This is a genomic window from Escherichia sp. MOD1-EC4550, from assembly GCF_963876935.1.
Taxonomy (GTDB): domain Bacteria; phylum Pseudomonadota; class Gammaproteobacteria; order Enterobacterales; family Enterobacteriaceae; genus Escherichia; species Escherichia coli_F.
Genome location: NZ_CAWNSE010000015.1, coordinates 172,822 through 187,562, shown reverse-complemented (window position 1 = coordinate 187,562; position 14,741 = coordinate 172,822). Strand labels below are relative to the sequence as shown.

Below are 14,741 nucleotides of genomic sequence, written 5' to 3'. Positions count from 1 at the left end.
AATTACCATCATTTAGGGCCACGTGCTCAGCCAACCGGTGAAAACGTATCAATCACCTTGTGATCGATACCTTCATTCTCCCCCGCCAGCTCAGCACTGAGCTTCGCCATAAACTCGACTAAAAATTGCGCGTTGTACTGCGCCAGTTGTTTGCCTTTTGTGGTTTGCATGGTGTGCGGTAGCTTCAGCAACTTAGTCTGAAAATGATCCAGTGCGTAACGTTTATCATCAAGTGGGCGATGCTGCGCGAACGGATCTTCGCCATCAAACAATGCCACGCCCAACGCCCCCGAAACGGCAAACACACGCGCCAGGCCAATCGCCCCCAGAGCTTCCAGCCGATCCGCATCCTGAACGATTTTAGCTTCCGCCGTTAAAGGGGCGATTTGCGCGCTAAAACTGTGTGCGGCAATGGCATGGCAAACAGCCTCGATTTTTTCCGCTGGAAATTGCGCGAATTCTTCACGCAGCAGGCGACGCGTCTCTTCTGCTGCCAGTATTGAAGAACGCTGCCGTTGCGGATGATTTTTCGCCAGGCTCACGATATCGTGAAAATAACAGGCGGTTAAAATCACCAGCATATCAACGTCGTCATCTGCCGCCAGTTTCTGTGCCGTAGCCCAGACGCGGCGAAAATGACACAGGTCATGTGCCGCGTCCTGATGTTGATGATGGTTTTTCAACCAGTTTTCGAACTGTGCCTGCCAGTGTTGTAAGTCCATACGCGCTCCGTTGCCAAAGAGTCGCAACCTTAGCAGTTTTTATTCATAGCGTCTGCTACGTGCGGGACGAGGTCGGGTGTACCAGGCAATGCCGCCTAGCAAGGCACCAACCAGGGCCATAAACAGAAATCCGACCAATGCTCCTAACCACTTCCCCGCAGTAGATCCTAAATCACTTTCAAATCCCGACACGGGGGCATCGGGGATCCGGCTCATCACCCAGATGTATCGCGCCATTGCCCAGACGAAATAGCCACACCATGTATAGAAAGCCCACAAAGCCAATTTGCCGCCAGGGCTGCGAGAGAGTCTCTCTTCCATCTTTGTCGAACCGTATTCCATTTTGAGATAACCCGGAAAATTCAGACTTAGTACTATTATGTGATAAAAGTCACATTTTTCCACATTGGATGAGTCAGTCAAGACTCAATCATTTTTTGAGCAAATAGATAATTTTTGCGCAACGGCAATAATTACCGGAAAAACAGCAATAAAGATTTATTTTTATCTTGGATAATGGTTTTATTAATTCACCCAAACAATACATTAGCACTGAATACAATTATACCTTTTTAGATTTCTGTGTCATGATAACCCCGTTATTAGCCTTTTATCGTCTTGTTTATATTTTTTGGGCCGGCATGATGCCGGCTTTTTTTATGCCTTCATTAATGTGCGCGCGATCACATAGGCCGTCTGGCACAACAATCATTGACACTTCCTATCTTTCCAATCAACTCATAACATATTGATATATATTCATAATTATCATGAATGTATATATCTAGAATTCATAATTCTGAATTATATTAAATAGATTGGAAACATTTTGAAATCTTTTAAATACATTTGTTACATGTAATCCTTAAAATAAAATGAACTTCATAGAATAGTATCCAAATGTGCTTTTTTTTGGATAACGGCACTTATTGATATATTCATGAAGATTATAATCACAAGGGAATACATAATGAAAAGAAAAGTTCTGGCAATGCTGGTCCCGGCGTTATTAGTTGCTGGCGCAGCAAATGCGGCTGAAGTCTATAATAAAGATGGCAATAAACTGGATTTGTACGGAAAAGTAGTAGGTCTGCACTACTTCTCTGACAACTCGGGCGCTGATGGCGATATGTCATATGCCCGTATCGGTTTCAAAGGCGAAACACAAATCGCTGACCAGTTCACTGGCTATGGTCAGTGGGAATACAACCTTCAAGCAAATGGCACAGAAGGCGATGGAGATAACTCAGCTACCCGTCTGGCATTCGCAGGTTTAGGTTTTGGTCAGAATGGTACTTTCGATTATGGTCGTAACTACGGTGTCGTATATGACATCGAAGCATGGACCGATATGCTGCCAGAATTTGGTGGCGATACCTACGCGGGTGCCGACAACTACATGAACGGTCGAACCAACGGTGTTGCAACCTACCGTAATAATGGCTTCTTTGGTCAGGTTGATGGCTTGAACTTTGCTTTACAATATCAGGGTAATAATGAAGGTTCCGGGGACGGTTTCCTCTTTGGTCAGGAAGGCTCCGGTAGCGGCGATGGTCGTAAACTTTCTAAAGAGAATGGTGACGGTTATGGTATGTCAACCTCCTATAACTTTGACTTCGGGTTAAGTTTCGGTGCTGCTTACTCCAATTCTGACCGTACTGATGAGCAAACAAAGCCTGATTTCCATAATACCCGTGCCGGTGATAGAAATGATATAACTGCTGGCGGTGAAACAGCAGAAGCATGGACCGTTGGTGCTAAATACGACGCTAATAACGTTTACTTAGCAGCTATGTATGCTGAAACCCGTAACATGACTGGTTACGGTGATGCTAATGCCATCGCTAACAAAACCCAAAACTTTGAAGTTGTTGCTCAGTATCAGTTCGACTTCGGTCTGCGCCCGTCCATCGCTTACTTGCAATCTAAAGGGAAGGATTTAGGCGGCTGGGCTCATGACGGCAACGGCGACCCGCGTTACACTAACAAAGATCTGGTTAAATACGTTGAAGTCGGTGCGACCTACTACTTCAACAAAAATATGTCCACCTATGTTGATTACAAAATTAACCTGCTGGACAACGATGATGACTTCTACGAAGCAAACGGCATCGCTACCGATGATATCGTTGCTGTGGGCTTAGTCTACCAGTTCTAATCAGCCAACGCGCCGCGGCGTGTTACTGTAAAACATAACACTAGGCTGTGTCCCTTAATTACGCAACCGTTGATAAAAGAGTCGGATGCAGCCCAGTTTCACCATCGCCAGATAATTTCTCGCCGTTTTGTCGTAACGCGTAGCGATGCGGCGGTATTCTTTCAGGCGACCAAAGCACCGTTCAACGACGTTGCGATTGCGATATGCATCGCGATCAAGCCGTGCTCGTCCATCCGATGCCATTTTTTCATTTGATTTTCGGGGGATGACTGCCTTTATGCCTTTATTTTTCAGCTCGTTGCGCAATGTGAGTCCGGAGTACGCTTTGGCGGCCAGCACAACATGACCACGGCGTTTCATGCAACCGTTCTGACGATGAACGCCAATGCCGTCCAGAAGTCGTTGCGCGAACTGGCTTTCATGAGACTGCCCGGGGCTTAGCACGATATTTAACGGGAGGCCGCTTCCGTCTGTTGCCAGATGGATTTTGGTGCCCAAACCGCCTCGAGAGCGACCCAGCCCATTATCTCCGTCGATATCGGGATGTTTTTTTGAGCTCCGGCGGCGCATTTTAGTGCCCGGATATTACTGCCATCCAGCGCTGTGGCAGACCAGTCAACAAAGCCGTTCGCATCAAGTAGTGAAAGCAATCTGTTGAAAATGATGTTAATCACGCCTGACTTTGACTACCTGTTAAAGCGGTTATAAACGGTTTTCCATGGCCCAAATCGTTCGGGTAAATCGCGCCATGGTGCGCCGGAACACAATACCCAGAACATGCCGTTGATGATTTTACGATGCTCTGCACATGGGCGCCCGGCCCGTCGTGTGGCAGGTTCAGGGGGCAACAAGGGCTTGATGATGGTCCATGCTTCATCGGGGAGGTCGTAGCGAGCTATGGTTCAATATGTTGTGGAAACAGACCGTTACTATAGCTCAAACTATTACGGGACACAGCCTAATAAAATCATGGCTCCTCACAAAGAAAACATCATTGAAAGAGCTCAGCAGTTTAAAAGAGTTTTAGTTTTACAGGATACAATTGAACTTAATTATTCTGGTCTGAATGAAAAACAGGGAGTTGGTCCTAAAAAATATAAAGATGAAAGAAACTTATTTCTTCATCCTCAACTCGTCATCAGTGAGTCAGGTGTTTGCCTTGGGGTTTATGATGACTATCAGTGGTTCAGGGATGAATTAAAGACCAGTAAAAATACCCGATAAGAAATCTGCAATGATTTACTTCATAAAAACATGTCAGTGAAAAAGAAACCTGGCGTTGGGTTGAAGGATATAATAAAGCAACAGAACTGGCCCGCCAATGCCCTGCTACCCATGTATTGTCAATTTCTGAGCGCGAAGGCGATTTTTATGATCTGTTTGAACACACAGAACAGACTCCCGGAATAAAAGCTGACTGGCTTGTCAGAATGAAATTTAATAACAGAGCCACGCTGAATATCAATGGAAAACGGGATAATAGGTTGTTGCACGAAAGAATCATGGAGATTACACCGCAGCAACTGGTTCAATTCGCTATACCAGATGGGCGGGGGCAGCCAGCCAGAACAGTGACACAGGAATTGCGCCTGGCCAGACTGACACTGCATCCCCCCACCGGACGTAGAGGAAAGCTTCGTTGTGTTCCGGTAACCGTAACAGTTTTGCTTGCAAAAGAAAGAAACCCACCGAAAGGGACCCAACCTCTTATCTGGTAGTTAATGAGTAATATTCCTGTTGAAGATTTAACGGAACCAGCACAACTTATTCAGTGGTATTTACAACGCTGGCAAATTGAAGTTTTTTTTAAGTATTAAAAAGTGGATGTCAGGTTGAGACATTACAGCTTGAAACGTTTGAAAGAACCCGGAACAGTCTCGCGCTATATTTAATAATAGCCTGGCGAATCATGTATATAACCTCATTGTATAAAACTATGCCAGAAATATCTAGCAAATTTATTCCCCCCGGAGATGAGTGGAAATACCTCTGGCTTCTTGTTGAAAATACAGCACCTCCGAAAAATCCTCCTGATATAAAAACAGCAACAGTAATGTTGGCGAGACCTGGAGGATATCTGGCAAGAAAAAATGATTCGCCACCAGGCCCAAAAGCAATATGGTCAGGATTAACACGATTAATGTTGTCAATTAATGACATAGAAATATCCCAGAAAACTTGTGGGTAAGGGTATGTAAGGGCAACGCTGATCATGATTGGATCCTGGCGGATAAAAACGCGCATACCTTAACGATAAGCGCGATGTTGTTCAAGTAGATATGGGGTATGTATTGGCCTAATGATGTTGGGTTTATCGTCAAAACGCTTACCTGAGAGGTAAGCGTTTTGCGCGTATTACTGAAAAAAGCGAATTATTTGTAAGTTGCAATCGTAATATTGCCAGAGAAATTTCTCTTTATATTGCGGATATCATTATCCCTTGACCGATTATCATCTTCAGCGTTGTTAGGGATGATACTTTCGCCTTTAGTGGTATAGATATAATTAGCAATATCAAAGTTGTTATTCTCGCTATTTACGACTGCTCTTAAAACGTAAAGGGTTTGTGTGAATCCGTTTGCTGAGAAATCGGCATGAAGATGGTTATGTCTACCATTCAAAGCAACAAAACTCGGACAATCAATTAATTTATCGCTAACAGCTAGAGCGGCGCTACGCACATCATGTGCAGCGTTATCATTAGCAACATGAAATGCTTGTGAACAAGCATAAAACAAATTTCCAATCCCGGTAGGACTGGATAAACAAGAAATAATTTCTTCTCTTTTTTCTGGCGTTATACGATCCTGCTCTAAAGACTCTCTCACCAGATGACATTCATCAGATTTGAAAATAAATTCCTCGAATATTTTCTCATAAACATCATGAGAAAGAGATCCAGAGCGAGTGAAAGATTCGTTAGCATGAAATTTTTCGCTAAGTAAGTCTCTTATAGTGCTGTTTATTTTTTCACCACAACATAAAACAAATGAACTTCCCTCCAGAACTTGTCTTTTTGCATCTGCAAGGAGTGAGCTAAATTCCGCCTCTCCAAGCGTAAGGTTTTCCATACCTGATTGATGTAAATACTGTTCTGGAATTAAATCTTTTTGTTCCTTTAGAAGCTCGATCATTCGGCATTCGGTTTGCTTATCAGTACAGGAGGACATGTTATAGTTATTTTTAGCAACTTCCAGCTTAAGAGCATTTGCAGCAACTGTTAATTCTGAGAGTTGATGTTTTTCAAATTGATCGTGATCTGATAATAACCTTATAAACTCTTTTACATTTCGACCACTAAAATCCTGTTCCCTACTCTTTCGATCAAAACATTTTTTTTTGTTATTGAGCTCACGATACATATCAGTGACTTTAAATTTATTACTTCCGGTCTGCTCAATTTTTGTATAACTATCCATGCCTGTAACGGCAATCCATGTCTTATAATTCGCATTCTCCGATTCAGGCGTAACATGAAAATAAGGAACCAATTTATCACTAATATCATGTCGATAGATATGAAAAGAATCTAAAATGTATAATAATAAACTGCGAAAAACTTCACGAAAACTGTCATCGTGAGACCTTGCCCTATAATTATCGAGCAGGCCACTTTGTTCCATCGCATTTAACTTAGAAATATTACTCTCGAGGCTTTTTTCGATACTCTCCCTTAGATTCTGATTTTGTAACTGGCTATTATCATTCTCTGTTTTATTTGGATATATATTACTCGTCACACTAACCATAGTAACCTCGCTATTCCTCACGATGAACTATTAATTTATACACAACAATCCGAATTTAACACCATCGCTGAATATCTTAGCCCTAACTGTCAACACCCAAGTTACCAGTGCAGCGACTTAAATTAACGTCCTGGGCTAATAAATTGTGCCTGAGATGATCTCTGGCACAATTACACCTTATATATCTGAACGGAACTATCAAAAATCGCTCATCAGTAATCCCCTGAGCTATTTAGTTGTTTGTTTAATTACCCTTGGCTTCTATGCCGCTGGGTTTAATACCTTGTTACACCCCTGGCACCCACAGGGACGGGCTGTTATACGAAAAACGATCTACTGGGGCATTTTCATATCCATGGCTTGGTGAATCCGGTATTAGTACCAGTCCGTTATGAGCTGCGTGAATATGCAGCGTCGGTACACCCCGGTCGATCTCAAGAATGAGGCCGAAACACGCCGTGCCGGATACATCCACAACTTCACACTGAAGGTTTTGATCTGCTGAAATATTTACCTGATAGGACTGACAGACTTCTTCTGGCTGCTCAACGTTACCCAATTCTCAGTCCTGTAACGTCATGGTCATCGTTCAAGGCTGGTCTGTGAGTATGACATTAGCAGCGCAAACACCTGATGGCGGAACTGCTGACGCTTGCTTATCCTTGTACGCCGCTGACACCATGTATACCAGCCGCTGCGGGCCACCCGGAGCACACGGCACATTGCTTTGATGCTGAACTCCGCCTGATGTTTTTCAATAAAGACATACTTCATTTCAGGTGCTTCGCGAAGTATGTCGCGGCCTTTTGGAGGATGGCCAGCTCTTCATCCCGCTCTGCCAGCTGCCGTTTGAGACGTGCAACCCCGGTGGGCATCTCCAGCTCACGTTCAGAAGAAGTCTGCTGATGTTGCTGTTTACTGCGCCAGTTGTAGAGCTGTGATTCATACAGGCTGAGTTCACGGGCTGCGGCAGCACACCGATGCGTTCAGCAAGTTTCAGGGCTTCACTGCGAAATTCAGGCGAATGTTGTTTACGTGCTTTTTTGCTGGTTGATACAGATTTTGTCATGTGAGTCACCTCTGACTGAGAGTTTACTCACTTAGCCGAGTGTCCACTATTACTGGGTAAGATCATTTCATCTCCATCTACGGCACACGCAATTGCCAAACATATCGATACAGCACCTTACCCTGCCCCTCCTGGCACAATAACATCTACCAGCGACTCTTCCAGCCACCCCAAATGCATTTCTTTATGAATTAATCCGCAACAAAACCACCTCCCATATAAAAATATTTGCAAAAATAGTGCATGAAAAAAGCCTTTTCTACAGCAGTTCGGGATATAAATATTCAACAGAATAGCAATATTCCATAGCACTAAATCTCTCATCGTCGTCCCAGATCTCTGATAATGGTCTAAAATCATTGAAGTCACTTGTGACCACATGACTCAAAAAGGAAAATTTGGCGTGAGAAACATTCAACATCAGTGCAGCATCATCATTACATATTTTCCCTCGTCGCCTACCGCTTTCGATATATTGACTCAATTTTCCAGCCTGGTTAAAAATAGCGACCAGCTCAGTCGCAAATATAGTGACTAACCTAACTAAGCAACAACAAGGAATACACTATGACTGTTCAAAAAAGTAAAGATCCGCAGGTCGATACTGCTGAAGATAATGCATTCTTCCCTTCAGAATATTCGCTTAGCCAATATACCAGTCCTGTCTCTGATCTTGATGGCGTGGACTATCCAAAACCGTATCGCGGTAAACACAAAATTCTGGTGATCGCCGCGGACGAACGTTATTTGCCGACCGACAACGGCAAATTGTTCTCAACCGGTAACCATCCGATTGAAACGTTGCTGCCGTTGTATCATCTCCATGCTGCAGGTTTCGAATTCGAAGTGGCGACCATTTCCGGCCTGATGACCAAGTTTGAATACTGGGCTATGCCACACAAAGATGAAAAGGTAATGCCGTTCTTTGAGCAGCATAAATCGTTGTTCCGCAATCCGAAGAAACTCGCGGATATTGTCGCCAGCCTCAATGCTGACAGCGAATATGCAGCAATCTTTGTTCCTGGTGGTCATGGCGCACTTATTGGTTTACCAGAAAGCCAGGACGTAGCTGCCGCTTTACAGTGGGCAATCAAAAATGACCGTTTTGTTATCTCCCTTTGCCACGGCCCAGCGGCATTTCTGGCGCTTCGCCACGGCGATAACCCACTGAACGGTTATTCCATTTGCGCATTCCCAGACGCCGCAGACAAACAAACGCCAGATATTGGCTATATGCCGGGTCATCTCACCTGGTACTTCGGCGAAGAGCTGAAGAAAATGGGCATGAACATTATTAATGACGACATCACCGGGCGAGTTCATAAAGACCGTAAACTGCTCACCGGCGACAGTCCTTTCGCAGCGAATGCGTTGGGTAAACTGGCAGCACAGGAAATGCTGGCAGCTTACGTGGGTTAATCCCTGTTACATTGTAATATAAGCGCATAATCAATCGCAGCCACGTGAGTACTCACGACGTGGCTGCGTTTTTTCACGGTTAACCTGTGGCGTACTGAAGCCATAGGTTAATTTCTTTGCGGTAACGTAATACGGAACACATTATGTTGATTTAAATAGTGATACGTAGCACTTCCCCCATGCAATTCGGCAATTGCTTTGACTAAAGAAAGGCCAAGCCCCTGACCTGCAGAATGACGCGAATTATCTCCCCGCCAAAATCTACGGAAGAGTTTTTCCGGCTCATTAATTTTCGATCCAGGGCTGGCGATATCAATATTAAGAGAGCCGTTGGCATCAAGAAAACTGGTTATATGAATGCACGATTTTTCTGGTGAATATCGAATGGCGTTAACAATAAGATTCGATAACATTCGTTGAAGTAAAATTTCATCCGCAAAGATTTGCTGATTGCACTCGACCTGAAAACGAATCTGTTTCTCTTCTGAAAGGTATTCCAGATAGTCTAACAAATTCCCAATTTCCTTGTTAAGAGAGAGCGAATCCAGTTTTACCAACACATTGTTTTTATCTGCTCTGGCAAGAAACAGTATATTCTCGGTTAACCGCGAAATATTTTCCAGCTCTTCAATGTTTCCGGCAATTGTTTTTTGATATTTACTGATACTTCGGGTTTGACTGAGCGTAACCTGATTCTGACCCAGTAATGCATTAATTGGCGTTCTAAGTTCATGAGCGAGATCGTCAGCAAATTGGCTAAGGCGCTCAAAATCTTTTACTAAAGCATGGTGCATTTTATTCAACGCCTGACCAAGAGGTTTTAATTCACTCGGTAGTGCGATAACCTCAACAGGCTCTCGGGTGTCGTTATAATTTAATGCTTCCGTTACCCCACTCAACTTTTTGATCTCTCGTAATCCCGTTCTGATTAACAGCGGACTTAATACTGAGCACAGTATAATGGCGACGATGCAAATTATAATGCTATTAATTTTATACTGTTCAAGCATGTTATGTCTGGCTGAAGCCAATTTAGCCACAGTAACCGTTAATGATGGCGAAATTTCATCAATGTTAATTCGTAAAGCATCTATCTCTGTGTCATTAATAATGCTTCTGTAAATGCCAGCTGCACTGATTGCCTCAGTCGTAGGTATGTTATTTAACATATCATCACTGACATTCGTCCGGTTAACAATTTTATTGATGCCATCACCATGAATGATCAAGATATCCTGACTAACATCCATCATCCGGTTAAAATAGACAGGTAAAGTATCTGGATTTACCCCATCAATTAGTAACTGCTTGATCTGTGCAGTCCGGTTAATGAGTGTTGTATCATCGCGCCATTTCAACTCACTTGCCAGGCCATTATAGAGAGTCCAGACAATTCCAGCGCCAGCGACAGACAGTAGCAATATAAAAAGCAAGGTTAAACGGACGGTTATAGATAATCTTTTCATTATTTTTTTACCGCTACAAATGAATACCCCATTCCCCGGATTGTAGCGATTAGCTTTTCAGGAAAAGGATCATCAACTTTTGCGCGGAGCCTGCGAATGGCGACATCCACCGTATTAGTATCACTATCGAAATTGATTCCCCAAATTTCACTCGCAATAACCGTTCTGGGTATAATTTCGCCAGCTCTGGAGACCAGTAGCCAAAGTAACTGAAACTCCTTGCGCGTCAGTGTAATACTGATATTGTCCCTGCTCACACTTTGGCTGACAGAGTCCATTCTTAATCCGCTGATTTCTAATGTTGAATTCAGAGCATGATGTTGCCTTAATTGTGCCCGAACCCTCGCCAGCAACTCAGAAAATGAAAAAGGTTTTACCAGATAATCATTTGCCCCACTGTCCAGCCCTCTGACTCTGTCATCGACAGAATCCCTTGCTGTAAGGCAAATAACGGGGGTTTGCTTTGCCGTTCGTAACGTTTGTAAGATCTGCCAGCCATCCATACCCGGAAGCATAATATCCAGAATGATCAATGCATAATCATCCTTCAGCGCAAGATAAAGCCCATCTCTGCCATCAGAAACCGCATCAATGACATAACCTGCTTCTGAAAGCCCCTGCGTTACCCATTCCTGGGTCCTTTGATTATCTTCAATAAGTAGAATCTTCATGAAAATAATATGCCATAAATCATATGTTATAGAAACAGCCTGGTTCATTACAAAATTGTAATGCTTCTGTAAGGTTATCACAGACGTTTTTTCGCTATCCTCAAAACTCATTCACATGACAAGGATATAAACATGTTAAAGCGTTATTTACTACTCTCGGTTGCAACGGCTGCATTTTCATTACCTTCTTTGGTTTATGCCGCACAACAAAACATTCTTAGCGTGCACATTTTGAACCAGCAAACAGGAAAACCCGCTGCCGACGTGACAGTCACTCTGGAAAAGAAAGCGGATAACGGCTGGTTACAACTTAATACCGCCAAAACAGATAAGGATGGACGAATCAAGGCACTGTGGCCCGAGCAAACTGCAACCACGGGCGATTACCGTGTTGTATTTAAAACTGGAGAATATTTTAAGAAACAAAATCTTGAAAGTTTCTTCCCTGAGATCCCTGTTGAGTTTCAAATTAATAAAGTGAACGAGCATTATCATGTACCTTTGTTACTTAGCCAATATGGGTATTCAACCTATCGTGGCAGTTAATGCGTAAATATGTAAAAGCAGATCTCTGCTACTGTTAGGGAGGAGACTCCCTGACAGATTAACAATCTCTTACTGGTTAACGACAAAACAGTGTGATGGCTTATGAAAAAGAATCAATTTTTAAAAGAATCTGATATTACTGCCGAGTCGGTATTCTTTATGCAGCGTCGGCAGGTGTTAAAAGCACTGGGCATCAGCGCAGCTGCACTTTCTTTGCCTCACGCCGCACATGCTGATCTGCTTAGCTGGTTTAAAGGGAACGATCGTCCGCCCGCCCCCGCAGGGAAACCGCTGGAGTTCAGCAAGCCTGCCGCCTGGCAAAATAACCTACCGCTGACGCCAGAAGATAAAGTTTCCGGCTATAACAACTTCTATGAATTCGGGCTAGATAAAGCCGATCCCGCCGCTAATGCTGGTAGCCTGAAAACCGATCCATGGACACTGAAAATCAGTGGCGAAGTGGCAAAACCATTAACACTCGATCACGATGATTTAACTCGTCGCTTTCCGCTGGAAGAGCGTATTTATCGTATGCGCTGCGTGGAAGCGTGGTCGATGGTGGTGCCGTGGATTGGTTTTCCGTTGCATAAATTGCTGGCGCTTGCAGAACCCACCAGCAATGCAAAGTATGTTGCTTTCGAAACGATTTATGCGCCGGAACAGATGCCAGGCCAGCAGGATCGCTTTATTGGCGGCGGGCTTAAATATCCTTATGTCGAGGGATTACGTCTTGACGAAGCAATGCATCCGCTCACACTGATGACCGTAGGTGTTTATGGCAAGGCGTTACCGCCACAAAATGGCGCGCCGGTGCGACTGATTGTGCCGTGGAAATATGGCTTTAAAGGGATTAAATCGATCGTCAGTATTAAGCTGACCCGCGAGCGTCCGCCAACCACCTGGAATATGGCAGCGCCTGATGAATACGGTTTTTACGCCAACGTTAATCCGCATGTTGATCACCCCCGCTGGTCACAGGCTACTGAGCGATTTATTGGTTCAGGCGGCATCCTCGATGTACAGCGCCAGCCAACGCTACTGTTTAATGGTTACGCCGACCAGGTGGCATCGCTGTATCGTGGCCTGAATTTGCGGGAGAATTTCTAAATGCGTCTGACAGCAAAACAGGTGACATGGCTAAAAGTTTGCCTGCATCTTGCCGGATTGTTGCCGTTGCTCTGGCTTGCATGGGCGATCAATCACGGTGGACTAGGAGCCGATCCGGTGAAAGATATTCAGCATTTTACCGGACGCACTGCACTGAAATTTTTGCTGGCGACCTTGTTAGTTACACCTCTGGCACGTTACGCAAAGCAGCCGTTATTGATACGCACTCGCCGCCTGTTAGGCTTATGGTGCTTTGCCTGGGCGACACTGCATTTAACCAGTTACGCATTGCTGGAGCTGGGCGTGAATAATCTGGCGTTATTAGGTAAGGAGTTAATTACCCGACCTTATTTAACGTTAGGTATTATTAGCTGGGTAGTTTTGCTTGCTTTAGCGTCCACTTCAACCCAGGCGATGCAACGAAAACTCGGTAAACACTGGCAACAGTTGCATAACTTCGTCTATCTTGTCGCGATTCTGGCCCCAATACATTATCTGTGGTCAGTGAAGATTATTTCACCGCAGCCACTCATCTACGCTGGGCTGGCTGTACTGCTTTTAGCCTTACGGTATAAGAAGTTGCTTTCCCTTTTCAACCGGCTACGCAAGCAGGTTCACAACAAATTATCTCTATAACTTCATATTGCCGATAAAGTACGCGTTATCCCTGCCGGATGCGCCTTATCCGGCCTACGCAGATTGCATCAGGTTTTGTTTCGTTTGTCATCAACCTCAAATCATCGAACTAATTTAATTTATTTCAATAAGATAGAAAACACAGCTGGGTACACTATGCATTCGCCTCCCAAGAGTTGTTGCATTTTGTTATGTGTTACAATATAACATTACATATCATATAAAATAACTCTGGAGGAAACTGTTTTGACGATTCGTCTTCATAAAATGGCTATTGCTTTAGGTGTATTTATTGTTAGCGGTCCTGCCTTTTCGCATGGTCATCACTCACACGGTAAACCCCTAACAGAGGTCGAACAAAAAGCGGCTAACGGTGTTTTTGATGATGCCAATGTACAAAACCGAACGCTCAGTGACTGGGATGGAGTCTGGCAATCCGTTTATCCTTTACTGCAAAATGGCAAGCTTGACCCCGTTTTTCAAAAGAAAGCGAATGCAGATAAAACCAAAACATTCGCAGAAGTTAAAGATTATTATCAGAAAGGCTACGCGACAGATATCGAAATGATTGGTATTGAGGACGGCATTATTGAATTCCATAGAAATAACGAAACTACATCCTGTAAATATGATTACGATGGCTACAAAATACTCACCTATAAATCAGGCAAGAAAGGCGTTCGTTACTTATTCGAATGTAAAGATCCTGAAAGCAAAGCCCCTAAATATATACAATTTAGCGATCATATAATTGCACCACGAAAATCATCTCATTTTCACATTTTTATGGGTAATGATTCACAGCAATCTTTATTGAATGAAATGGAAAACTGGCCAACGTATTATCCCTATCAGTTGAGTAGCGAAGAAGTGGTCGAGGAGATGATGTCTCATTGAGTCTTCCATGAATAGCGTCTCGATGCCGTTTTTATTAAGTTATCATAGCAACCACAGGTCCGTCCACAAACGCCACTGAATGCAAGGTAGCTGCAGACACGCTCATCGCTATGACGTGTCTGCATCTTAATAAGCAAGCCCTCATAGGGTTAATCAATAACGGACTCCATATACAATACTGCCAACAGCGTAAGATAACTGGGAGCAGGCAATTGCTTATATTGACTGTTCACAATTTACCCTTTTCAATTTTTTAAATAACAAATTCTTAAAACCACATCTGTATAAGGTATTTTTAAGG

The 14,741-nt window shown here is 43.7% G+C and carries 14 protein-coding genes and 2 pseudogenes; 8 read left to right on the top strand and 8 right to left on the bottom strand.

Annotated features, from left to right (window positions below; all coding sequences use genetic code 11):
- Positions 1 to 26 precede the first annotated feature (26 nt).
- Together AACU19_RS12530 and drpB are read right to left on the bottom strand one after the other, a co-directional pair.
- A complete protein-coding gene (locus tag AACU19_RS12530) occupies positions 27 to 722 on the bottom strand; it encodes a phosphohydrolase (RefSeq protein WP_039020693.1) in 696 nt (231 codons plus the stop codon).
- 39 nt (positions 723 to 761) lie between these two features.
- Positions 762 to 1,043: a cell division protein DrpB gene (drpB, locus tag AACU19_RS12525; RefSeq protein ID WP_243040254.1), complete on the bottom strand. Its 282-nt coding sequence runs from the start codon at positions 1,041 to 1,043 to the stop codon at positions 762 to 764.
- 649 nt (positions 1,044 to 1,692) lie between these two features.
- Here drpB and ompC point away from each other — a divergent pair.
- Positions 1,693 to 2,880 (top strand): porin OmpC, encoded by a 1,188-nt coding sequence (gene ompC / locus AACU19_RS12520; RefSeq protein WP_105278972.1) that lies wholly within the window; start codon positions 1,693 to 1,695, stop codon positions 2,878 to 2,880.
- Between the two features lie 54 nt (positions 2,881 to 2,934).
- On the opposite strand, the pseudogene AACU19_RS12515 reads toward ompC, so the two are convergent.
- A pseudogene (locus tag AACU19_RS12515) lies at positions 2,935 to 3,779 on the bottom strand (IS5 family transposase).
- A gap of 13 nt (positions 3,780 to 3,792) precedes the next feature.
- Between AACU19_RS12515 and AACU19_RS12510 the strand changes: the two are divergent.
- Positions 3,793 to 4,104 (top strand): hypothetical protein, encoded by a 312-nt coding sequence (locus AACU19_RS12510; RefSeq protein ID WP_157945120.1) that lies wholly within the window; start codon positions 3,793 to 3,795, stop codon positions 4,102 to 4,104.
- 685 nt (positions 4,105 to 4,789) lie between these two features.
- Positions 4,790 to 5,068 (top strand): IS4 family transposase, encoded by a 279-nt coding sequence (locus AACU19_RS23735; protein ID WP_105278971.1) that lies wholly within the window; start codon positions 4,790 to 4,792, stop codon positions 5,066 to 5,068.
- Positions 5,069 to 5,252: 184 nt separating this feature from the next.
- Here the strand turns inward: AACU19_RS23735 and AACU19_RS12500 are convergent, their stop codons facing one another.
- The 3 genes and pseudogenes from AACU19_RS12500 to AACU19_RS12490 form a co-directional block, all read right to left on the bottom strand.
- On the bottom strand, positions 5,253 to 6,629 hold the full coding sequence (locus AACU19_RS12500; RefSeq protein WP_105278970.1) for a hypothetical protein: 1,377 nt from the start codon (positions 6,627 to 6,629) through the stop codon (positions 5,253 to 5,255).
- A 286-nt stretch (positions 6,630 to 6,915) separates the two neighbouring features.
- Positions 6,916 to 7,188 carry a hypothetical protein gene (locus AACU19_RS12495; protein WP_105278969.1) on the bottom strand — a complete coding sequence of 91 codons (273 nt, stop codon included), beginning with the start codon at positions 7,186 to 7,188 and terminating at the stop codon, positions 6,916 to 6,918.
- A gap of 77 nt (positions 7,189 to 7,265) precedes the next feature.
- A pseudogene (locus AACU19_RS12490) lies at positions 7,266 to 7,698 on the bottom strand (transposase); the annotation flags it as partial.
- Between the two features lie 567 nt (positions 7,699 to 8,265).
- Here AACU19_RS12490 and hchA point away from each other — a divergent pair.
- A complete protein-coding gene (hchA, locus tag AACU19_RS12485) occupies positions 8,266 to 9,117 on the top strand; it encodes a glyoxalase III HchA (protein WP_105278968.1) in 852 nt (283 codons plus the stop codon).
- 107 nt (positions 9,118 to 9,224) lie between these two features.
- Here hchA and hprS read toward each other — a convergent pair whose 3' ends face one another.
- On the bottom strand, positions 9,225 to 10,583 hold the full coding sequence (hprS, locus tag AACU19_RS12480; protein WP_105278967.1) for a two-component system sensor histidine kinase HprS: 1,359 nt from the start codon (positions 10,581 to 10,583) through the stop codon (positions 9,225 to 9,227).
- Positions 10,583 to 11,254 carry a response regulator transcription factor HprR gene (gene hprR, locus AACU19_RS12475; RefSeq protein ID WP_024201522.1) on the bottom strand — a complete coding sequence of 224 codons (672 nt, stop codon included), beginning with the start codon at positions 11,252 to 11,254 and terminating at the stop codon, positions 10,583 to 10,585. The genes hprS and hprR overlap by 1 nt, the downstream gene beginning before the upstream one ends.
- A 132-nt stretch (positions 11,255 to 11,386) precedes the next feature.
- Here hprR and hiuH point away from each other — a divergent pair, with 132 nt between their 5' ends.
- The 4 genes from hiuH (at position 11,387) to zinT (ending at position 14,440) form a co-directional block, all read left to right on the top strand.
- The gene (hiuH, locus tag AACU19_RS12470) at positions 11,387 to 11,800 is read left to right on the top strand and encodes a hydroxyisourate hydrolase (RefSeq protein WP_000920116.1); all 414 of its coding nucleotides are present in this window, start codon (positions 11,387 to 11,389) and stop codon (positions 11,798 to 11,800) included.
- Between the two features lie 102 nt (positions 11,801 to 11,902).
- Entirely contained in the window at positions 11,903 to 12,907 is a 1,005-nt protein-coding gene (gene msrP, locus AACU19_RS12465; protein ID WP_032303279.1) for a protein-methionine-sulfoxide reductase catalytic subunit MsrP, read from the top strand.
- On the top strand, positions 12,908 to 13,543 hold the full coding sequence (msrQ, locus tag AACU19_RS12460) for a protein-methionine-sulfoxide reductase heme-binding subunit MsrQ (RefSeq protein WP_105278966.1): 636 nt from the start codon (positions 12,908 to 12,910) through the stop codon (positions 13,541 to 13,543).
- A gap of 246 nt (positions 13,544 to 13,789) precedes the next feature.
- Entirely contained in the window at positions 13,790 to 14,440 is a 651-nt protein-coding gene (zinT, locus tag AACU19_RS12455; protein WP_105278965.1) for a metal-binding protein ZinT, read from the top strand.
- The last annotated feature ends 301 nt before the right edge of the window (positions 14,441 to 14,741 follow it).

Coding starts and splice junctions, on each gene's coding strand:
- AACU19_RS12530 (WP_039020693.1), bottom strand. CDS start 722: ATGGACTTACAACACTGGCAGGCACAGTTCGAAAACTGGTTGAAAAAC.
- drpB (WP_243040254.1), bottom strand. CDS start 1,043: ATGGAAGAGAGACTCTCTCGCAGCCCTGGCGGCAAATTGGCTTTGTGG.
- ompC (WP_105278972.1), top strand. CDS start 1,693: ATGAAAAGAAAAGTTCTGGCAATGCTGGTCCCGGCGTTATTAGTTGCT.
- AACU19_RS23735 (WP_105278971.1), top strand. CDS start 4,790: ATGTATATAACCTCATTGTATAAAACTATGCCAGAAATATCTAGCAAA.
- AACU19_RS12500 (WP_105278970.1), bottom strand. CDS start 6,629: ATGGTTAGTGTGACGAGTAATATATATCCAAATAAAACAGAGAATGAT.
- hchA (WP_105278968.1), top strand. CDS start 8,266: ATGACTGTTCAAAAAAGTAAAGATCCGCAGGTCGATACTGCTGAAGAT.
- hprS (WP_105278967.1), bottom strand. CDS start 10,583: ATGAAAAGATTATCTATAACCGTCCGTTTAACCTTGCTTTTTATATTG.
- hprR (WP_024201522.1), bottom strand. CDS start 11,254: ATGAAGATTCTACTTATTGAAGATAATCAAAGGACCCAGGAATGGGTA.
- hiuH (WP_000920116.1), top strand. CDS start 11,387: ATGTTAAAGCGTTATTTACTACTCTCGGTTGCAACGGCTGCATTTTCA.
- msrP (WP_032303279.1), top strand. CDS start 11,903: ATGAAAAAGAATCAATTTTTAAAAGAATCTGATATTACTGCCGAGTCG.
- msrQ (WP_105278966.1), top strand. CDS start 12,908: ATGCGTCTGACAGCAAAACAGGTGACATGGCTAAAAGTTTGCCTGCAT.